We start from the raw sequence: 21138 nt of genomic DNA, 5'->3' as shown, positions 1-21138 counted from the left end.
CAATGCAAAACACCCCCATGCGGGGGTGTTTTGTTATTGGTTCACCTTGGCAGGTTTATCTCGACGTGCGCTTAAGGCCGCTCGCCAGCAGCCAGACGGCGGTTGATATCGGCGATAACCGGGGCGATGTCGGCAAGGGTATCAATCACATAGTGTGCCCCCGCCGCCCGCAGTTTGGCCTCGGCCGGTGCGCGCCGGGCGGCGATCTCCACCTCGCCCATAGCGGCAAACTCTTCCCAAGTGGCACCAAATTCGTTGCCGGAAACCGACAATCCCACCGTCCACATGCCCGCGTTAAGCCCTTCGCTGATACCCGGCACGGCGTCATCCACCTTGATGCAGCGATGCACGGCGCTCACTCCGAGCTCAATTACGTTGGCCAGCGCCATCCAGGGACCGGGGCGACCACCAGCCTTGAGGTCATCGGTGGCGACCCAGTGATCCGGGCGATAGCCGTGATCGGCCGCAGCAGGTACCAGCGCCTCCATCACCGGACGGGGATAACCGGAGCAGGAGCCGATTTTCATCCCCTGCACCCGCAGAGCATCCAGCACCGGCAGCACACCGGGGATGGGGGCGGCAAAGCGGGTCACCGCGGCAATCTGCAGCGGCATAAAGGTGTGATAAATGTGGTCCACCTCGGCGTGGCTCATGGGGTGGCCAAAGCGGGCCTGCCAGCGCGCATCCACCGAGGGCAGACGGCCCAGCGCGGCGATATGATCCCACTTGCCAAGGCCCATGGGCTGGCGCGCTTCGTCCAGGGTCACAGCAAAGTCATAGGCGCGGGCGAAGGCCTCGACGAAGATGGAGGTGGGGGCGAAGGAGCCGAAATCGACGACGGTGCCAGCCCAGTCGAGGATCAGTGCCTCTACGTCGGTGATCGGATCTACAGCAATCTGCAAGTCAGTCATGGTGGTGTTCCTGTTTCGGTGAAAGTGCGATCTCGCCAAGGGCGCGATCGAGAATGGTGATGGCGCGCACCAGATCGGCGCGGGCGATATTGAGCGGCGGCGAGAGCTGGATAACGTTGCCCTGGGAGACCTTGAAGCTGAGCCCCAGCTCCAGACAGCGGTAGAGCAGCCGCTCGGCGGCCTGGCTATTGCGGGTGCGACTCTGATGATCGACCACCAGATCGAGCGCCCAAAGCATACCGATACCGCGCACCTGCCCGATCAGCGGGTGACGCTTAGCCAACTTGCCGAGCTCAGCCGCCATAAAGCGGCCATCCTCCTGCGCTTTTGCCAGCAATCCCTCTTCACGGATGGTAGCGATGCTCGCGAGGGCCGCCGCGCAGCCGATAGGGCTCTTCTCGTGGGTGTAGTGACCGAGCGAAATAGCTGCCGCCTGATTGAAACGGTCGCGGGTGATGAGCGCCGCAAACGGCACCACCCCGCCCCCCAACCCCTTGCCCAAGCAGATGATGTCGGGCTCGATGCCGAACTCTTCAAAGCTGAACCAGTGGCCGGTGCGGCCCAGGGCATTGGGGATCTCGTCGACGATCAACAGCACCTTGTGGCGATCGCAGATCTCCCGCACCCGCTGCCAGTAGGCTTTCGAGGGCACCTGTACATCTGTGTTGCGGATGGGCTCGGCGATAAAGGCGCCTATTCCTCCCTCCTTCTCGATGACGTACTCCAGATAATCGGCGTAGTGCAGGTCATCCCCCTCCCCGCGATACCAGACACCGCGATAACGGGTGGGCGGCGGGATGCGCTCCACTCCGGCCATCAAGGGGCCCATGCCGGCGCGAAAACAGGCCTCGCCACCGACCGAGATGGCATCGAGGGAGGCGCCGTGAAAGGCATCCCAGAGGGACACCACCTTGCTGTTGCCGGTAATAAAGCGGGCAAGCTTCAGGGCAATCCCCACTACCTCGCTGCCGCCGGGGGCGAACAGCACCCGGTTGAGATCGCCAGGAGCCAGTTCGGCCAGGGTGCGGGCACAGTCGATAGCAACCTGATGGGTGTAGCGGCGGGGCGCAAACGGCAGATCGGCGAGTTGCTGCTGCACCGCGGCCACCACTCTGGGGTGGCCGTGGCCCAGCTGATGGACGCTGTTGCCGTGAAAATCGAGGTAACGCTTGCCCGATACGCTGGTCAACCAGCTCCCCTGCGCGCGCTCAAGCAGATCGAGACAGGGGGTGGAGAGGGCCTGATGGAGAAAGTAGCGACTATCCTCCGCCAAACCCGCCTGCACCGCCTCGCTCTGACCTGCCAACCAGCGCGCCCGCCCCTCACCAAGGTTGATATCCCCTTCGCTGTCGGCGCGGCCGCTGCCGTGCAGCTTATGGTCATGCAAATCGCGGCCACGCAGATCGCAACCCTGAGGCGCCATGCTGGTCATCGCGCATCCCCTTGCCAGTAGCAGGCGCTGGCCATGGCGGCGAGCAGATCGCGCACCCGCCCCGGGGTCACATCACCGATATTACCGATACGGAAGCAGTCGGCCTGGGAGACCTTGCCCGGGTAGATGACAAAGCCCTGCGCCTTGAGCCGCAGGTAGAAGTCGGCGAAGCGGTAATCAGGGTGGGTCGGAGAGTAGAAAGCTGTGATGATGGGAGATTGCCACTGTTCTGGCAGCAGTGGCGCAAAGCCGAGGGCAGCCATCCCCACCACCAGCGTGCGCTGATTTTCACTGTAACGCTGATGGCGGGCGGCAATGCCCCCCTCTTCATCCAGCTCGCGCAGCGCCTGGGCAAAAGCGAGTACGGTATGGGTGGGCGAGGTAAAGCGCCACTTGCCCCCCTGCTGCTCCATGGTCTGCCACTGGGCGTGCAGGTCGAGGGAGACAGAGCGGGCGCGTCCGGCGCAGGCCGTCAGCGCGGCGCGGCGAGCGATGACAAAGCCAAAACCCGGCACCCCCTGAATGCACTTGTTGGCCGAGCTGATGAGAAACTCGATGCCAAGGTGTCCCATGTCGATGGGTATACCGCCAAAGCTGCTCATGGCATCGACGATCAGGCGGATGCCGCGACGCTTGCAGAGCTCAGCTACCTCATCGAGCGGATTGAGCATGCCGGTGGTGGTCTCGCAGTGCACCATAGCCAGATGGGTGATCTCGGGGTGGCGCGCCAGCATCGCCTCGATGGCGGCGGGCTCCGGGCGGGTGGTCTCGCCGCAGTCCAGCTCATGGTGACGCAGGCCAAGGCAGCGGGCCATCTCCCCCATGCGGGCACCATAGGCGCCGTTGTTGATGATCAGCAGACACTCATCGACGCCTATCGCCGAGCCCAGCACGCTCTCTACCACATAGCTGCCACTCCCCTGCAGCAAGACGGCGCTGTAGTCACTTTGATATTCAGGGCCAGTTGCAAGCCGCACCAGCTCGCGGCGGATGGGCTCCACCACACCCAGGTTGTAGTCCGCATCCCAGGTGCAGCTGTCTTGCAGCATGGCGGCGCGCACCGTGGCAGTGGTCGAGAGGGGGCCCGGGGTCAGCAGCAGGTAATCGACGGCGGCGGAGGCCGCAGGAATATGGGTCATGACTTCGCTCCTTTGGTATATACCAGAATGAGCACATTCTGGGTAACTGCCCCGCCAAGGTCAAAGGGGTGGCGCTACATGCAACAAAAAATTCATTTTCAGCGCCGGGATCGCGATAATCTAGGAAGCCTGAACAACAGGGGCGATGCTGGTATCTACCAATATTTTTGACGCCGCCGTTTAACGACCGCGCAAATGACCTGCCCTGTGCCCAGCCCATTGCCCAACTCATTACACAACTTATTGCAAAACCAGGGATTTTCATGAGCAAACCGCAATACCTGCAGATCAAGGATGCCCTCGCCAACCAGATCCTGGCGGGGGGTCTGGCCCCCAACGACAAGCTCCCCTCCGAGCGGCTGCTGGGGGAACTCTATGGCACCACAAGGGTCACCATCCGCGAGGCACTGGTGCAGCTGGAGGCGAACGGCCTTATCTATCGGGAGGATCGCCGCGGCTGGTTCGTCACCCCGCCGCGCTTTCGCTTGAATCCCAGACGCACCTCCAACTTTCACCAGATAGTGCGGGAGCAAGGGGGTGAGCCGCGCACCGAGCTGCTGGAAAAAAGCCGCCAGGCAGTGCCGCCCGCGTTGATGGCGCAGTTGCAACTTAAGCCGTTTGACAGCCTCTTTTTGCTCAAGCGACTGCGCTACGCCAACGGGCGCGCCATCTGCTACTGCGAGAACCACTGCCTGCCAGAGCGGGTGCCCGGCCTGCTGGAGCTGGATCTCAACGGCAGTCTGACCGAGATCTACCAGGCCCATTACGATCTCCACTACGCCCGCATGCAGGTGCGCTTCTTCCCCACCGCCCTGCCGGACGAGGTGGCCAAGGCGCTGGGGGCTACCGCCGGTCTGCCCGCCCTGCGCCTCGAGCGACTCAACTTCGATCAGTATGGCCGGGTGCTCGACTTCGATCTGGAGTACTGGCGTCACGACAGTCTGGAGATCGAGGTGGATACCCAGGATTAGTCACGGACAAATCAGGAACGGCAAAACGTCACGGGGCTGTCACGGTCACGTCATAAAGATCCCCTAGCCTCTCTCTCGACCAATCTGGTTTATACCAAGCCAATTTAACTGGAGAAGAGGATGAAACAGGGAACCCATCTGCTGGCCGCCGCCGTGCTGGCTGCCATGACCACCCCGACACTGGCCGCAACCGATCTCACCGTCTATACCGCCTTCGAACCGGAGCAGCTCAGCGAGCTGAAAACCGCGTTCGAGCGCCAGCATCCGGATATCAACATCAAGTGGGTGCGTGACTCCACCGGCGTGGTCACCGCCCGCTTGCTGGCAGAAAAAGCCCAGCCCAAAGCGGATGTGGTATGGGGACTGGCGGCGACCAGCCTGATGCAGCTCGATCAGCAGCAGATGCTCAATGCCTATGCACCGAAAGGGCTGGATAAGCTCGACAGCCGCTTTCGCGACAGCAAGGCCGAGCCGCACTGGATCGGTCTGGACGCCTTCTTCAGTGCCATCTGCTTCAACAAGGTAGAGGCAGAAAAACAGGGGATCCCGGCGCCGACCAGCTGGGCCGACCTCACCAAGCCCATCTACAAGGGCAAGGTGATCATGCCCAACCCCAGCTCCTCCGGCACCGGTTACCTGAGCGTCTCTGGCTGGCTGCAGACCATGGGCGAGAAGCAGGGCTGGCAATTTATGAACGGTCTGCACCAAAACATCGACCGTTACACCCACTCGGGCTCAGCCCCCTGCAAGCTGGCCGCCAGCGGCGAGACGGTGATCGGGATCTCCTTCGACTTCCCGGCCACCAGCCTCAAGGCCAAGGGTGCCCCCATCGAGGTGGTGTTCCCGAAAGAGGGTTCGGGCTGGGATATGGAAGCCGCCGCCATCATCAAGGGCACCCCCAAGCTGGACGCCGCCAAACAGCTGCTCGACTTTGCCGCCACCGAACAGGCCAACGCCCTCTACAACAAGTCGTTCGCAGTGGTTGCCATTCCGGATGTGGCCAAACCCAGAGCCGGCTATCCCGCCAACATCAAAGGCCAGATGATCGACAACGACTTTGGCTGGGCTGCCCGCGAGCGCAATACCATCCTGGCCCAGTGGAGCGCCAGCTTCGACGGCAAAACCGAAGCCAAGCAGTAAGCGTGAAGGGCGGCGGTTTGTTCACGCCCCACACACTGCCGCCAATAAACTGCCAGTCGAAGGCCAACAGGTGTTGGCCTTCACTTTTTGGTTTTAACTTCCCGAGTTTGCATTGCCTTCAATTAGCGATGCTTAGTCCATTCGCACAGTGCCCAGCCACTTGCTGGCGACCCGATGTCATTTGACTGTCATCAAGCTGTCATCCCCCGATCACCTGACCGTCACACTTCACCCGCAAACTGGTATATACCAAATCAGTAGCGAGTCGAACCATGACCCAGCCCTATCTGGACATTCAACATCTCAACAAGCAGTTCGGTGCTTTTCAGGCCCTTAAAGGGATCTCTCTGACCATTGAGCCGGGAGAGTTTATCTGCTTTCTCGGCCCCTCCGGCTGCGGCAAAACCACCCTGCTCAGAGCCATCGCCGGGCTGGATCTACCGGACAACGGCGAGATCTGGCAAGGAGGGCGCAATATCTCCCGCCTGCCGCCCCAGGAGCGCGACTTTGGCATCGTGTTTCAGTCCTATGCCCTCTTCCCCAACTTGACGGTGGCCCAGAACATCGCCTTCGGCCTTGAGAATCAGGGGCTGGCGCGGGATCTCATCAAGGAGCGGGTCGATCACTGGCTGGGGCTGGTGGATCTCACTGCCCAGTCCCACAAATACCCGAGCCAGATCTCAGGCGGCCAGCAGCAGCGGGTGGCGCTGGCCCGGGCCTTGGCCCTCTCCCCCGGCCTGCTGTTGCTGGACGAACCGCTCAGCGCGCTGGATGCACTGGTGCGCACCCATCTTCGCAGCGAGATCCGCGCCCTACAGCAGCGCCTTGGCATCACCACCATCATGGTGACCCACGATCAGGAAGAAGCGCTGACCATGGCTGATCGCATCGTGGTGATGGAGGGCGGCCGCATCGTACAGGTGGGAACCCCGCAGGAGATCTACCACCAGCCTGCCAGCCGTTTCGTGGCAAGCTTTGTAGGCACCATGAACTTCCTCGACACCCTGGTGCTGAGCCCCAATCAGGTGCGCCTCAACGAACAACCGCTGACACTTGCCAACCAGGCCGCTGCCGGCAGCAAATTGCAGGTGGCGATCCGCCCCGAGGCAATCACCCTGAGTGCGCCGAGCGAGCCGTATCTTGGCCAACATGGCGTTGAAGCAACCATCGATCAGGTGGAGTTTCTCGGCGCCGCCCAGCGCCTGATCTGCACCGCCGACACCTATCTGGGCCCGCAGCAAATTTTGGTGGAGCGCCCGACCCACGAGCTGCCCCGCCACGAACAGGGTGGCTGGCGCAGCGGCATGCGCTGCTCGCTGCACTGGCCTGCCGGGGCGATGCAACTGTTTGAAGGAGAGCGCCCATGACTGCCCCCTTTGCGACCTCCTCCCTGCTGCCACCAGTGACAGCCCGCCAAGACTCTCGCTGGCAGCGGCTCTGTCGCGGCTGGAGCCGGGATCAGCTGCTGCAACTGATCCTGCTGGTGCTCGGCATCGCCCTGCTCACCGGCGGTCTGCTGCTGCCACTGCTCACCATGCTGCAAAAAAGTCTGCAGGATGAGAACGGCCTCTGGGTGGGCCTTGCCAACTTCAGCGCCTACTTCGACTCCCCTCATCTGGGGCGCACCATCGGCAACACCCTCTGGCTCGGGGTGCTGATCACCGCGCTGGTGGTGACCATCGCCTTTGGCTACGCCTACGCCCTCACCCGCACCTGTATGCCGGGCAAGCCCCTGTTTCGCCTCATCGGTTTGATCCCGCTGTTGATGCCCTCCCTGTTGCCCGCCATCAGTCTGGTCTACTGGTTTGGCAATCAGGGGATCGCCAAGGGGCTGCTCGGCGGCGAGAGCATCTACGGCCCCATCGGCATCGTCATTGGCCTTGGCTTCTGGTGCTTCCCCCACGCCCTGATGATCCTTATCACGGCGCTGGGTCAGAGCGACGCCCGCCTCTATGAAGCCTCCCGGGTGCTGGGCAGCAGCGGCTGGCGCACCTTTGTCACCGTCACCCTGCCTACCGCCCGTTATGGCCTGCTCAGCGCCGCCATCGCCGTCTTCACCCTCACCATCTGCGACTTCGGGGTAGCCAAGGTGATTGGCGGCCAGTACAGCGTGCTGGCTACCGATATCTACCGGCAGGTGATCGGGATGCAGAACTTCTCACTCGGCGCCGTTGCCAGCGTTACCCTGCTGCTGCCGGCACTGTTGAGCTTTGCCCTGGAGCACAGGGTGCGCAGCAAGATGCAGGAGCAGAGCAGCACCAAGGCGGTGCCCTATCAGCCCAAACCCCATCGGCTGCGGGATCTGCTGGCGCTCGGCTGGTGCACGCTCTGGGCCCTGCTGTTTCTGGCGCTGGTGGGGATGGCCGTTTACGGCTCCCTGGTGCAGTTCTGGCCCTACAACCTCGAGCTGACGCTGGATCACTACGCCTTTGACAGCAACAGCGTCTACGGCTGGCAGCCCTTTACCAACACCTTGCAGCTGGGCCTCTATACCGCGCTTATCGGCACCGTGCTGGTGATGGTGCTGGCCTGGGCGCAGGAGAAGGGGCGCCACTTTGCGCCGCTGCGCCAATTGCTACATCTGCTTGCCATGCTGTCGCTGGCGGTGCCCGGCATGGTGCTGGGGCTAGGTTATATCTTCTTTTTCAACGGCAATCCGCTCTTTGGCGGCCTCTATGGCACTCTGCCACTGATGGTGCTCTCCTGCGTCATCCACTACTACACGGTGGGTCATATGACGGCGCTGACCAGCCTCAAGCAATTGCCCAAGGAGTTGGAGCTGGTGGCCATCTCATTGCGCATTCCGCTCTGGAAGGCGTTTTGGCGAGTCACCCTGCCCGCCTCCCTGCCCGCGCTGCTGGAGATCTTCATCTATCTGTTCGTCAACGCCATGACCACCACCTCGGCAGTGATCTTCCTCTATTCGAGCGACAGCGTGCTCGCCTCCATCGCCGTGCTCAATATGGAGGATTCCGGCGATACCGCCGCGGCCGCCGCCATGGCCACCCTGATCCTGCTGGCCGCCGCCACCGTCAAGCTGCTCCAGCTCTTTTTGAGCCGCGCCCTGCTGGATCGCACCCAGCGCTGGCGCCACCAATAACCTTATCGAGGAGTCATCATGTCCACTCTCCCCTTCTGGCTGGCCGAAGCGCTCGCCGCCGAACAACCCGCGCCGCCCACGCCCCTAGTCGGCAACCACGAGGCCGATGTCTGTATCGTCGGCGGCGGCTTTACCGGGCTGTGGAGCGCCATCGCCCTTAAACAGACCGAGCCACACTTGCGCATCATGGTGCTGGAAAAAGATCGCTGCGGCAGCGGCGCCTCCGGGCGAAACGGCGGCTGTTTGCTCACCTGGTCGGCCAAATATTTGACGTTAAGGCGCCTCTTTGGCGAGCAGCAGGCAGCCTGGCTGGTACAAAGATCCGAGCAGGCGGTGCACGAGATCGCCCACTTCTGCGAACAGCACAACATAGAGGCAGAGCTGAGGGTCGAGGGCACCTGCTACACCGCCACCAGCGAGGCCCAGCGTGGCCTGATGGAGCCGGTATTGCAGGAACTCAAGCGCGCAGACCTTAACCAGTGGCAGGCTATTGAAGAGGGTGAACTGGCTAGCCAGTGCGGTTCCCACGTTCATCTGGAGGGGCTCTACAGCCCCCACGCCGGTTCGGTGCAACCGGCACTGTTGGTGCGCGGCCTGCTGCGGGTAGCGCGGGAACTGGGGGTCGAGGTCTATGAGCACTCCCCCATGCAGCGCCTTGAGGCGGGCCAGCCAGCGCGGGTGCAAACGCCGCAGGGTGAGGTACGTGCCCGCAAGGTGGTGCTGGCCCTCAACAGCGCCATGGTGCAGCACTTTCGCGAGTTTCGCCGCAGCATAGTGCTGGTCTCCTCCGATATGGTGATAACCGACCCCGCGCCGGATGCACTGGCCGCCCAGCAGCTTGAGCACGGCCGCTCCGTGGTGGATGGCCGCACCTTTGTGCATTACTACCGCTCCACCCCGCAAGGACGGCTGATGCTGGGCAAGGGGGGCAACACCTTCGCCTTTGCCAACCGCCATCTGGCCGAGTTCGATGCGCCGAGCCGCTATCTTGCCCCCCTCACCCGCACCCTGCGCCGCTTCTTTCCGGCACTTAAAGAGGTGCCCATCGCCGCCAGCTGGTGCGGCGCCTCCGACCGCTCGGTAGATGGCCTCCCCTTCTTCGGCCACTGGCGAGGGCAGCCCAATATCGTCTATGGCCTCGGCTACTCTGGCAACGGAGTGGCACAAAGCTGGATCGGCGGCCAGATCCTGGCGGCCCTGGTGAGAGACGAGGTGCGGGAGGAGGACAAGCCGTGGCGCGACTGCGCCCTGGTAAGCGGCCCGCGCGGCTACTTCCCGCCCGAGCCGTTTCGCTGGCTGGGGGCCATGGCGGTACGCAATGCCATCCGGCGCAAGGAGCGGGCGGAAGATGAGAACCGCCCGGTGGCCTGGTATGACAAACAGCTTGCCAAACTTGCCGATGCAGCGGGCAAGGCGGATAAATAGCCCGGCGATAGAGGGCAACCATTTCTCATACTGTTTCGCCCCACCCCCTATTTCTTGAAAATGCCGACCCGAGGGTCGGCATTTTTACAGGTGAAATCTGAGGGAGCATTATCGCCAAGCGTGATCCGCTGATGGGCCCCAGCGGCGCAGGATTGAGATAACGTGACTTGTAGGTTGGCGCAGAGCGTAGCGAAGCCCAACAAGCGAGCATGATTACGCCAATCAGAGCGGAATAAACAAGGATGTGGCTAAGCCATAAAACTGATTGACAAGCATCTTTCACGGTAAACGTTGGGCTTCACTACGTTCAGCACCAACCTACCCTTTTTAGCCCAGCATACGAGATGATCACCAACCGGTAATTGCATAACCACATGCCTTGAGCTCTTTAGATACTGCAAGTTTCCAGCCACCAGCGGCATCTAAGCCCACGTATACTACGCCACTGATGTCATTTGGGGTTTCAATTTCTCCCTTAACCAAGGCACAAACATTTTCCCTACCGAGTTTTGCCATCAGGTAGCCATGTTCGAAAACAACGTTCTGTCGAGCTCGGTTTTTAGGAGGGATTTTTGATTCGTGAACACCCCGACCAAGATCACAGGGCGTATATAAAATTAGAGCAAAGTCGGCATCGTTTGAATAATGCTCAATCTTCTCAATGATTGTCATACCTGAACTAGCTTGCTCATGAAGTATGATTGCTTTAAGACCTAAACTTTCTATGAAACGGCTAACTTCATATTTAGCTTCATTATCCCTTCCATGAACAATAAAAACATTTCTTTTGTTTCTAGCTATAGGTTCATTTATTCCGCCTAAGACCTTGCCTTGATTTTTTAATGGCTCTGACACACCGAACTCAAGCGCGTCCAGCAGCGGTGTGAATTGCTCAGAAAGGTAAGTTCTTCGTTCAGCATACGTAGCGAATTTCGGCTGTATGAATCCCCAGAAAGAGTCAAGATTTCTATGTAGTTTTAGCCATGCTGGTAATTGAGTAGCAATAGCGTGATTACTAAGTAACTCGTAGCGAAGTTGTTCGTATTCACTGGAATCTGCTGTTTTTCCTGTGGCATGAGCAATCAACAAATTTAACAGATAGTTAACTTTTTCAAAATCACTTTCTAGGAAATTTATGCTCATTCACAGAGTACCGGTTCAGTTTTTATGGGCCTAATTGTTGATTATACTGTGAGTTAACGCCTATTTACAGAGTGCTTATTACCTAACCCGTAAGGTCACAAACAACAAATCATATTCTAACTTCCAGAAATAAAGATAACTGCTTCAAATGATTAATGATAAAAAAAGCCGCCCATCGGGCGGCACTTTTATTAGAGATAACGGGGTAACAGAAATTACCAGCCGGTCACTTCGCGCAGGGCCTTGCCGATATCGGCCAGGGAGCGGACGGTTTTCACGCCAGCATCTTCCAGCGCGGCAAACTTCTCGGCGGCAGTACCCTTGCCACCGGAGATGATGGCGCCAGCGTGGCCCATCCGCTTGCCGGGAGGCGCGGTAACTCCGGCGATATAAGATACTACCGGCTTGGTGACGTGGGCCTTGATATAGGCGGCCGCGTCTTCCTCGGCGTTGCCGCCGATCTCGCCGATCATCACGATCGCTTCGGTCTGCGGGTCGTTCTGGAACATCTCCAGAATGTCGATAAAGTTGGAGCCCGGGATGGGGTCGCCACCAATACCGACGCAGGTGGACTGGCCAAAGCCCTCGTCAGTGGTCTGCTTGACCGCTTCGTAGGTCAGGGTGCCGGAGCGGGAGACGATGCCCACCTTGCCCGGCTTGTGAATGTGGCCCGGCATGATGCCGATCTTGCATTCACCCGGAGTGATCACGCCAGGGCAGTTGGGGCCGATCATCCGCACGCCGGTCTCTTGCAGCTTCACCTTGACGTCCAGCATATCCAAGGTCGGGATGCCTTCGGTGATGGTGACGATGAGCTTGATGCCCGCATCGATCGCTTCCAGGATCGCGTCCTTGCAGAACGGCGCCGGCACATAGATGACGGAGGCGGTGGCGCCGGTCGCTTCGACCGCGTCACGGACGGTGTTGAACACCGGCAGGCCCAGATGGGTGGTGCCGCCCTTGCCCGGAGAGACGCCGCCCACCAGCTGGGTGCCGTAGGAGAGCGCCTGCTCGGAGTGGAAAGTACCCTGACCGCCGGTAAAGCCCTGGCAGATGACTCGGGTGTCCTTGGTGATCAGTACGCTCATCAGTTGGCCTCCGCTGCTTTGACGACTTGCTGCGCGGCATCGGTCAGACTCTTGGCCGCAATGATGTTGAGGCCGCTCTCGGCCAGCTTGATACCACCCAGCTCGGCGTTGTTGCCTTCCAGACGGACCACGACGGGCACCTTGACCCCCACTTCCTTGACCGCACCTATGATGCCTTCCGCGATCATGTCGCAGCGCACGATGCCGCCGAAGATATTGACCAGCACCGCTTTGACGTTGCTGTCGGAGAGGATGATCTTGAACGCCTCGGTTACGCGCTCCTTGGTGGCGCCACCGCCGACGTCAAGGAAGTTGGCCGGTTTGCCGCCGTGCAGGTTGACGATGTCCATGGTGCCCATGGCCAGACCCGCGCCGTTGACCATGCAGCCGATGTTGCCATCGAGGGCCACATAGTTCAGCTCCCACTGGGCGGCGTGCGCTTCGCGGGGGTCATCTTGTGACGGGTCGTGCATCTCGCGCAGCTTGGGCTGACGATACAGTGCGTTGGCGTCGATGTTGATCTTGCCATCCAGGCAGTGCAGGTTGCCCTGCGCGGTGATCACCAGCGGGTTGATCTCCAGCAGCGCGAAATCGCAATCCAGGAACATCTGGCCCAGACCCATGAAGATCTTGGTGAACTGTTTGATCTGATCGCCGACCAGACCCAGTTTGAAGGCCAGTTCGCGGGCCTGATAAGCCTGCGGACCCACCAACGGATCGATAGCCGCCTTGTGGATCAGATGGGGGGTTTCGTGGGCGATCTTCTCGATATCCACGCCACCTTCAGTCGAGGCCATGAAGACCACGCGGCGCGAACCACGGTCAACCACGGCGCCCAGGTAGAGCTCTTTGGCGATGTCGGTGCAAGATTCCACCAGGATCTTGGTGACCGGTTGGCCGTTGGCGTCGGTCTGGTAGGTCACCAGATTTTTGCCAAGCCAGTTTTGGGCAAAAGCACGGATCTCATCCTTGCTCTTGGCCACTTTCACGCCGCCCGCTTTACCGCGGCCACCGGCGTGTACCTGGCATTTGACGACCCAAGTATTGCCGCCAATCTTGTCGGCCGCTTCGGCCGCTTCTTGTGGGGTAGCACAGGCATAACCTTCGGAGACCGGCAGGCCATACTCGGCAAACAGCTGTTTTGCCTGATATTCATGCAGATTCATAGATGCTCTATCCGTGTTGTAGGTATTTCCGTCCGGGGCTGGTGTTTCTCAATCCCCTGTGAATGGGGGCCTGGGCGGCCCCTCGTTATCTTTCAATCGCTCGGGTATTACTCAAACGTCCAGCAGCACATTCGGCTCGGGGCGCAACCCCCTTGCCCGGGTGCCACAGGCTTAGACGTCCAGCAACAGACGGGTCGGGTCTTCCAGCAGCTCCTTGACGGAGACCAGGAAGCCTACCGATTCGCGTCCGTCGATGAGACGGTGATCGTAGGAGAGCGCCAGATACATCATCGGCAGGATCTCGACCTTGCCGTCAACGGCCATCGGGCGATCCTGGATCTTGTGCATGCCCAGAATGGCGCTCTGGGGCGGGTTGATGATCGGGGTAGACATCAGGGAGCCGAACACGCCACCGTTGGTGATGGTGAAGTTGCCGCCAGTCAGTTCATCCACGGTCAGCTTGCCGTCACGGCCCTTGCCCGCCAGATCCTTGATGGCCTTCTCGATGTCCGCCAGGCTCATGTTGTCGCAGTCGCGCAGCACCGGCGTCACCAGACCACGGGGGGTAGATACGGCGATGCTGACGTCGAAGTAGTTGTGGTAAACCACGTCATCACCATCGAGCGCCGCGTTCACTTCCGGATAGCGTTTGAGGGACTCCACGACCGCCTTCACGTAGAAGGACATAAAGCCGAGCTTGATGCCGTGCTTCTTCTCGAAGATCTCGCCGTACTGCTTGCGCAGATCCATGATGGGCTTCATGTTGACCTCGTTGAAAGTGGTCAGCATGGCGGTGGTGTTTTTCGCTTCCAGCAGACGCTCGGCAATGCGCTTGCGCAGACGGGTCATCGGTACCCGCTTGTCGGTGCGACCACCCAGCGGGGCAACCTTGGCTGCCGGGGCTGCAGTTGTGACCGGTGCGGCTGCCGCAGGCTGGCTCTTGGCCTTGATGAAGGCTTCCACATCATCCTTGGTGATGCGACCGCCCTTGCCGGTACCGGTCAGCTTGGTCACGTCGATGTCGTGCTCGCCAATCAGGCGGCGCACCGAGGGGCTCAAGCCATCGGCACCATCATCGGCAACCGCTTCAGCGGGTTTCTCTTTGGTCTCTTCACCGGCCACCGGGGCGGCGGTGAGGATGGCAATCAGTTGACGGGACAACACGGTCGCCCCTTCCCCTTGCAGAATATCCCCCAGCACACCAGCTTGCGGTGCCGGCACTTCCAGCACCACCTTGTCGGTCTCGATGTCGACCAGCACTTCGTCACGGGCGACCAGATCGCCCGGTTTTTTGTGCCAGGTGGCGATAGTGGCATCGGCCACTGATTCCGGCAGATCCGGTACCTTGATTTCGATAGTCATCCAATCAGTTCCTTTTTACTTCTATGCCAGAGGCTTTACAGGGTAAGGGCATCTTCCACCAAGGCTTTTTGCTGCTTGGCGTGGACAGACATGTAACCGACGGCCGGTGAGGCTGACGCGGGGCGACCGGCATAACGCAGGGTGGCTCCGGCTGGCAGCACGCCATCGTAGTGGTGACGGGTGCAGTACCAGGCGCCCTGGTTCTGCGGCTCTTCCTGACACCAGACAAAGTCGGTGACGTGGCTGTAATCGGCCAGAATGGCGCGCACTTCCTCTTCCGGGAAGGGGTAGAGCTGCTCGATTCGCACCAGTGCCACATCTTGCTGCTCGGCCTTGCGACGGGCATCGAGCAGGTCGTAGTAGACCTTGCCGGAGCAGAAGACCACGCGCTTGACCGCTTTCGGATCCAGCGCATCGATCTCGCCGATGGCGTTCTGGAAGGTTCCTTCCGCCAGCTCTTCGAGCTTGCTCACCGCCAGCGGATGGCGCAGCAGGGATTTGGGCGTCATGACGATCAGCGGACGGCGCATCGGACGTACCACCTGACGACGCAGCATATGGAACACCTGCGCCGGGGTAGAGGGCACGCACACCTGCATGTTGTGCTGGGCACACATCTGCAGATAACGCTCCAGACGGGCGGAGGAGTGCTCCGGGCCCTGCCCCTCGTAACCGTGCGGCAGCAACATGGTCAGGCCGCACATCCGGCCCCACTTCTGCTCACCGGAGGAGAGGAACTGATCCACCACTACCTGGGCACAGTTGGCGAAATCGCCGAACTGGGCTTCCCAGATGGTGAGGCCAGCCGGCTCGGCGCTGGCGTAACCATATTCAAAGGCCAGTACCGCGTTCTCGGTCAGCACAGAGTCATACACCTCGAACGGGCCTTGCTCGTCGTGCAGGTTGCACAGCGGGGTGTAGGTGCTGGCATCGGTCTGGCTGTGCAGCACGGCGTGGCGGTGGAAGAAGGTGCCACGGCCGGAATCTTCACCGGTAAAGCGGATGCGGGACCCCTTGTCCACCAGAGTGGCGTAAGCCAGGGTTTCGGCAAAGCCCCAATCCACCAGCTTCTCACCCGCGGCCATCAGACGGCGGTCTTCGTAAATCTTCTCGACCTGACGCTGCAGCACGTGAGTGGCCGGATACTGGCTCACCCGCTCGCCAAGGCTCTTGAGGTGATCCATCGGCACGGCACTCTCATAGGCCATGTTCCAGTCGTGGCCCAGATAAGGGGTCCAGTCGACGGAGTGCAGCTCCATCGGCCGCCACTCTTTGCTTACGCGCTCGCCGCGATCCAGCGCTTCGCGATACTCGTTGACCAGTTCGGTCGCCCGCTCCTGAGCGAGGCTCCCCTCGGCCACCAGCTGATCGGCGTAGATCTTGCGCGGGGTCGGGTGCTGCTTGATCTTCTGGTACATCAGCGGCTGGGTCGCGCTCGGCTCGTCCGCTTCGTTGTGACCGTGACGACGGTAGCAGACCAGCTCGATCACCACGTCGCGTTTGAAGGTGTTGCGGTAATCCAGTGCAATCTGGGTCACCAGCACCACGGCTTCCGGATCATCCCCGTTGACGTGCAGCACCGGCGCCTGCACCGCCTTGGCGATGTCGGTGCAATATTCGGTGGAACGCAGGTCACGGATATAGGAGGTGGTGAAACCAACCTGGTTGTTGATGACGATGCGCACCGTCCCGCCCACGCCATAGGCACGGGTCTGGGACATGTTGAAGGTCTCGGCCACCACGCCCTGACCGGCCATGGCCGAGTCACCGTGAATGGTGATGGGCAACACGCTGGAGCCATCCTTGTCACCGCGACGATCCATACGGGCACGGACCGAGCCGATGACCACAGGGTTGACGATCTCGAGGTGAGAGGGGTTGAACGCCAGCGCAAGGTGGACGTTGCCACCCGGGGTGGCGAAGTCGGAGGAGAAGCCCATATGGTACTTCACATCACCGGTTCCCCAGGATTCGCCATGCTTGCCGGCAAACTCGTCGAACAGGTCCTGAGCGCGCTTGCCCAGCACGTTGATCAGCACGTTGAGGCGACCGCGGTGGGCCATACCGATAACGGCCTCTTTGCAGCCCTGCTCACCGGCGCGACGGATCAGCTCCTTGAGCATGGGGATCATGGCGTCGCCACCTTCCAGCGAGAAGCGCTTGGCTCCCGGGAACTTGGCGCCCAGATATTTCTCCAACCCTTCGGCGGCGGTCAGGCTCTCTAGGAAACGGGTCTTCTCTTCGAGGGTGTAACTCCCCTTCCCTTCGATGGATTCGAGACGCTGTTGCAGCCAGCGCTTCTCTTCCGTGGAGGTGAGGTGCATGTAGTCGGCGCCGATGGAGCCGCAATAGGTCTTCTTCAGCGAGGCGTAGAGGTCGGAGAGCACCATGGTCTCGCGACCGATGGCGTAGGAGCCCACATTGAAGGTGGCCTCCATATCTGCGCCCTGCAGGTTGTGGAACGCAGGATCCAGTTCGGCAACGGTTTCACGCTGCCACAGGCCCAGCGGGTCCAGATTGGCATTCTGGTGACCACGGAAACGGAAGGCGTTGATCAGCTGCAATACCCGCACCTGCTTGGCATCCACTTGCGGATCGGAGACGGGGGCACTGTAGCGAGAGGGATCCTTGGCCAGACGACGGAAATAATCGCGGACCTGGGAGTGGGGTTGTTCAACCGCATGGCCATTGACCTGGGGCAGCTCACTAAACAGGCTGCGCCACTCGTCGGACACGGAGTCAGGATTTTCCAGGAAGGATTCGTACAAATCCTCGATATAGCTTGCATTCGCACCAGCCAGGTGAGATGACTCCAACCAGGCCTTCATCACGCCGTTATGCATTTCTATCCCTTGTACTTCTTGTTACTGCTGCGCAGCTTGTAGGGGTCAAATAGCCATCCTGCCACGGGTCGGATGGCTATCCAGAGGTCGGGCCAGCACCTGGCCGGCCCTGATACTAAACAGCCCGATTGAGCAACATCGACTTGATCTGGCCAATCGCCTTGGTCGGGTTCAAGCCTTTCGGACAGACGTTCACGCAGTTCATGATGCCATGGCAGCGGAACACGCTGAATGCGTCGTCCAGATTCCCCAGTCGTTCGGTGGTCGCGGTGTCGCGGCTGTCAGCCAGCCAGCGGTAGGCGGCGAGCAGCCCGGCCGGACCGATGAACTTGTCGGGATTCCACCAGAAGGAGGGGCACGAAGTGGAGCAGCAGGCACAGAGAATGCACTCGTACAGGCCGTCAAGCTTGGCGCGCTCTTCGGGGGATTGCAGGTGCTCACGCACCGGCGGCAACTTGTCATCATTGATGAGGAAGGGTTTGACCTTCTCCCACTGGGTGTAGAACTGGGTCATGTCGATCACCAGATCACGGATCACCGGCAGGCCGGGCAAGGGGCGGATAACGACGTTATTGCCCTTCTTCAGCAGGTCGGAGAGCGGGGTGATACAGGCAAGACCGTTCTTGCCATTCATGTTGAGACCGTCTGATCCACAGACCCCTTCGCGGCAAGAGCGGCGGAAGGCGAGCGTGGGATCCAGCTCTTTCAACTGGATCAGTGCGTCGAGCACCATCATGTCGGAACCTTCAGGAATATCAAGACGATATTCCTTCATATGGGGGACGTTATCAACATCCGGATTGTATCTGTAGACAGAGAATGTGACGTTCATAGGGCTGGCTCCGCAATCAGTAAGTCCGGACCTTGGGCGGGAACGCCTCACGGGTCTTGGGTGACATGTTGACAGCGCGACGGGTCATGGACTCGGTGTCCGGATGATAGAGGCTGTGGCACAGCCAGTTCTCATCGTCGCGATCCGGGAAGTCGAAGCGGCAGTGAGCACCGCGACTCTCGGTACGGAAGTTGGCGGCAACCGCCGTGGCAAACGCCGTCTCCATCAGGTTGTCCAGCTCCAGGCACTCGATGCGCTGGGTGTTGAACTCTTTGGAGGTGTCATCCAGACGGGCTGACTTGAGGCGCTCGCGGATAACCTTGAGCTCGGCCAGCCCTTCTGCCATCGCCGCACCTTCGCGGAATACGGAGAAGTTGTTCTGCATGCAGCGCTGCAGGTCTTTGCGGATCTGCACCGGGTCTTCCCCGTCACGGCAATTTTCCCAGCGGTTGAAGCGGGACAATGCGGCATCCAGATCCGACTCGGAAGCATCACGGCCGTGATCCATCTCGCCCAGGGTGTTGACCAGATGCATGCCGGCAGCGCGGCCGAACACCACCAGATCCAGCAGGGAGTTGCCACCCAGACGGTTGGCACCGTGCACCGAGACGCAGGCAATCTCGCCCACCGCAAACAGACCGACTACCGGCACATCATTGCCGTTCTTGTCCTGGGTCAGGCACTGGCCATTCACGTTGGTCGGCACGCCGCCCATCATGTAGTGGCAGGTCGGGATGATCGGGATCGGCTCTTTGACCGGATCCACGTGGGCGAAGGTGCGAGAGAGCTCGCAGATCCCCGGCAGACGGGATTCCAGCACCTCTTTGCCGAGGTGATCCAGCTTGAGCTTGATGTGCGGGCCCCAGGGACCATCGCAGCCACGGCCTTCACGGATCTCGATCATGATGGAGCGGGCCACCACGTCGCGACCGGCCAAGTCCTTGGCGTTCGGCGCGTAACGCTCCATGAAGCGCTCGCCATCTTTATTGAGCAGATAACCACCTTCACCACGGCAGCCTTCGGTTACCAGCACCCCTGCCCCGGCGATGCCGGTCGGGTGGAACTGCCACATCTCCATGTCCTGCACGCCGACACCGGCACGCAGCGCCATACCGACACCGTCACCTGTATTGATGTGGGCGTTGGTGGTGGACTGGTATATACGACCGGCACCGCCAGTCGCCAGCACAGTGGCCTTGGCCTTGAAGTAGACCACTTCACCGCTCTCCATATCGATGGCGGTACAACCCACCACGTGGCCATCCTGGTTTTTCACCAGATCCAGCGCATACCACTCGGAGAAGACAGTGGTCTTGTTCTTGACGTTCTGCTGATAGAGGGTGTGCAGCAGGGCGTGACCGGTACGGTCGGCGGCCGCTGCGGTACGAGCAGCCTGCTCGCCACCGAAATTCTTGGACTGACCACCAAACGGACGCTGGTAGACAGACCCGTTATCGAAACGGGAGAAGGGCAAGCCCATGTTCTCCAGCTCATAGATAGCCTCGGGACCGGTTTTGCACATGTACTCGATGGCTTCCTGATCACCGATGTAATCGGAACCTTTTACCGTGTCATACATATGCCACTGCCAGTTGTCATCGTGGGCATTGCCCAGCGCAACCGTGATCCCGCCCTGGGCGGAGACAGTGTGAGAACGGGTTGGAAAAACCTTGGACAACAGAGCGCAGCTCTTGCCGGACTGGGCAATCTGCAGCGCGGCGCGCATACCGGCACCACCGGCACCAATCACCACCGCATCAAATTCACGAGTTGGAATAGTCACCTTACACACCCCACAGCACGACGAAACCCGTCATCAGATAGACAAACAGCACCACGACCAGGGCAAATTGCAGCGCCCCGCGCAGCCCTACCGGCTTGATATAGTCAGTCAGCACCTGCCACAGACCAATCCAGGCGTGGATCAGTACGCAGAGCAGGGTCAACAGGGTGAATACTTTGGTGAATGTTTTGGCGAAGAAGCCTGCCCACACCTCGTAGGTGATGTCGTTGAACGCGACAAAGCCCACCAGATAGAGGACATAACAGGTCATGATGAGGGCGGTGGCGCGGATCAGGATGTAATCATGAACGCCGCTGCGCCCGAAGGTTGCAGAATTGGTTACCATACAAGCACTCCCGCCAATACAGCCAAGATCGCGGTGATCACGAAGGCCACGCGGGCGCTCTGATTGCCGGATTCCAGCTCTTCCCAATAGCCCATATCCATGACCAGATGACGCAAGCCACCCACAATGTGGTATGCCAGCGCAGTCAGAATCCCCCACAGCACGAGTTTGACCAGGAAGTTGTCCATGATGGCAACCACGGTTTCAAACCCTTCGGGAGAGGCGAGTGAAGTACCAAGCATCCACAGCAAGATGCCCAGTGCAACAAAGGTAATGACCCCTGAAACACGGTGCAGGATGGATGCAATGGCAGTGACAGGAAAGCTGATCGTCTGTAGGTCGAGGTTGACCGGTCTCTGTTTGTTTTTCACGCTTGCCCACTCAGCTCCATTGAGCACGTTAGTTATTGTTTTAACTCACACTTGAGGGCACGGAATGGTGATTGTTGGTTTTTTGT

17 protein-coding genes are annotated in these 21138 nt (G+C 60.3%); 5 read left to right on the top strand and 12 right to left on the bottom strand.

Annotated elements, in window-relative coordinates:
* Window positions 1-71: 71 nt before the first annotated feature.
* The 3 genes from phnX to phnW are packed head-to-tail and all read right to left on the bottom strand — an operon-like array spanning window position 72 to window position 3482.
* Window positions 72-911 carry a phosphonoacetaldehyde hydrolase gene (phnX, locus tag ACW5XC_RS06610; RefSeq protein WP_042055824.1) on the bottom strand — a complete coding sequence of 280 codons (840 nt, stop codon included), beginning with the start codon at window positions 909-911 and terminating at the stop codon, window positions 72-74.
* Window positions 904-2343: an aspartate aminotransferase family protein gene (locus tag ACW5XC_RS06605; RefSeq protein WP_042055821.1), complete on the bottom strand. Its 1440-nt coding sequence runs from the start codon at window positions 2341-2343 to the stop codon at window positions 904-906. Before ACW5XC_RS06605 ends, phnX begins: the two co-directional genes overlap by 8 nt.
* Complete coding sequence (phnW, locus tag ACW5XC_RS06600) at window positions 2340-3482, bottom strand: 2-aminoethylphosphonate--pyruvate transaminase (protein ID WP_042055818.1); 1143 nt, start codon at window positions 3480-3482, stop codon at window positions 2340-2342. The genes ACW5XC_RS06605 and phnW overlap by 4 nt, the downstream gene beginning before the upstream one ends.
* A 263-nt stretch (window positions 3483-3745) precedes the next feature.
* Between phnW and phnR the strand changes: the two genes are divergently transcribed.
* The 5 genes from phnR to ACW5XC_RS06575 all read left to right on the top strand — a co-directional run bounded on the left by phnR (window position 3746) and on the right by ACW5XC_RS06575 (window position 10118).
* On the top strand, window positions 3746-4453 hold the full coding sequence (gene phnR, locus ACW5XC_RS06595) for a phosphonate utilization transcriptional regulator PhnR (protein ID WP_042055815.1): 708 nt from the start codon (window positions 3746-3748) through the stop codon (window positions 4451-4453).
* A gap of 120 nt (window positions 4454-4573) precedes the next feature.
* Window positions 4574-5593 carry a putative 2-aminoethylphosphonate ABC transporter substrate-binding protein gene (locus ACW5XC_RS06590; RefSeq protein WP_042055813.1) on the top strand — a complete coding sequence of 340 codons (1020 nt, stop codon included), beginning with the start codon at window positions 4574-4576 and terminating at the stop codon, window positions 5591-5593.
* 272 nt (window positions 5594-5865) lie between these two features.
* Window positions 5866-6960 carry a putative 2-aminoethylphosphonate ABC transporter ATP-binding protein gene (locus tag ACW5XC_RS06585; protein WP_042055812.1) on the top strand — a complete coding sequence of 365 codons (1095 nt, stop codon included), beginning with the start codon at window positions 5866-5868 and terminating at the stop codon, window positions 6958-6960.
* On the top strand, window positions 6957-8693 hold the full coding sequence (locus ACW5XC_RS06580) for a putative 2-aminoethylphosphonate ABC transporter permease subunit (RefSeq protein ID WP_042055810.1): 1737 nt from the start codon (window positions 6957-6959) through the stop codon (window positions 8691-8693). Before ACW5XC_RS06585 ends, ACW5XC_RS06580 begins: the two co-directional genes overlap by 4 nt.
* An 18-nt stretch (window positions 8694-8711) precedes the next feature.
* Complete coding sequence (locus tag ACW5XC_RS06575; protein ID WP_042055808.1) at window positions 8712-10118, top strand: FAD-dependent oxidoreductase; 1407 nt, start codon at window positions 8712-8714, stop codon at window positions 10116-10118.
* 348 nt (window positions 10119-10466) lie between these two features.
* Here the strand turns inward: ACW5XC_RS06575 and ACW5XC_RS06570 are convergent, their stop codons facing one another.
* From ACW5XC_RS06570 to sdhC, 9 genes are all read right to left on the bottom strand, one after another.
* The gene (locus tag ACW5XC_RS06570) at window positions 10467-11261 is read right to left on the bottom strand and encodes a TIR domain-containing protein (protein WP_074042611.1); all 795 of its coding nucleotides are present in this window, start codon (window positions 11259-11261) and stop codon (window positions 10467-10469) included.
* A 215-nt stretch (window positions 11262-11476) separates the two neighbouring features.
* On the bottom strand, window positions 11477-12349 hold the full coding sequence (gene sucD, locus ACW5XC_RS06565) for a succinate--CoA ligase subunit alpha (RefSeq protein WP_042055807.1): 873 nt from the start codon (window positions 12347-12349) through the stop codon (window positions 11477-11479).
* Window positions 12349-13515: an ADP-forming succinate--CoA ligase subunit beta gene (gene sucC, locus ACW5XC_RS06560; protein ID WP_005361097.1), complete on the bottom strand. Its 1167-nt coding sequence runs from the start codon at window positions 13513-13515 to the stop codon at window positions 12349-12351. Before sucC ends, sucD begins: the two co-directional genes overlap by 1 nt.
* A 171-nt stretch (window positions 13516-13686) precedes the next feature.
* Window positions 13687-14877: a 2-oxoglutarate dehydrogenase complex dihydrolipoyllysine-residue succinyltransferase gene (gene odhB, locus ACW5XC_RS06555; protein ID WP_042055805.1), complete on the bottom strand. Its 1191-nt coding sequence runs from the start codon at window positions 14875-14877 to the stop codon at window positions 13687-13689.
* Window positions 14878-14912: 35 nt separating this feature from the next.
* Complete coding sequence (gene sucA, locus ACW5XC_RS06550) at window positions 14913-17720, bottom strand: 2-oxoglutarate dehydrogenase E1 component (protein WP_005333548.1); 2808 nt, start codon at window positions 17718-17720, stop codon at window positions 14913-14915.
* A 115-nt stretch (window positions 17721-17835) separates the two neighbouring features.
* Window positions 17836-18552 (bottom strand): succinate dehydrogenase iron-sulfur subunit, encoded by a 717-nt coding sequence (locus ACW5XC_RS06545; RefSeq protein WP_005333549.1) that lies wholly within the window; start codon window positions 18550-18552, stop codon window positions 17836-17838.
* A gap of 16 nt (window positions 18553-18568) precedes the next feature.
* On the bottom strand, window positions 18569-20335 hold the full coding sequence (gene sdhA, locus ACW5XC_RS06540; RefSeq protein ID WP_026035029.1) for a succinate dehydrogenase flavoprotein subunit: 1767 nt from the start codon (window positions 20333-20335) through the stop codon (window positions 18569-18571).
* Between the two features lies 1 nt (window position 20336).
* Window positions 20337-20681 (bottom strand): succinate dehydrogenase, hydrophobic membrane anchor protein, encoded by a 345-nt coding sequence (sdhD, locus tag ACW5XC_RS06535; RefSeq protein ID WP_005333558.1) that lies wholly within the window; start codon window positions 20679-20681, stop codon window positions 20337-20339.
* On the bottom strand, window positions 20675-21052 hold the full coding sequence (gene sdhC, locus ACW5XC_RS06530; RefSeq protein ID WP_005333571.1) for a succinate dehydrogenase cytochrome b556 subunit: 378 nt from the start codon (window positions 21050-21052) through the stop codon (window positions 20675-20677). The genes sdhD and sdhC overlap by 7 nt, the downstream gene beginning before the upstream one ends.
* Between the last annotated feature and the right edge of the window lie 86 nt (window positions 21053-21138).

The organism is Aeromonas sp. 25-AL00135 (genome assembly GCF_054052385.1).
The sequence above is the reverse complement of the archived record's forward strand: the minus strand, read 5'-3'. Positions and strand labels throughout refer to the sequence as shown.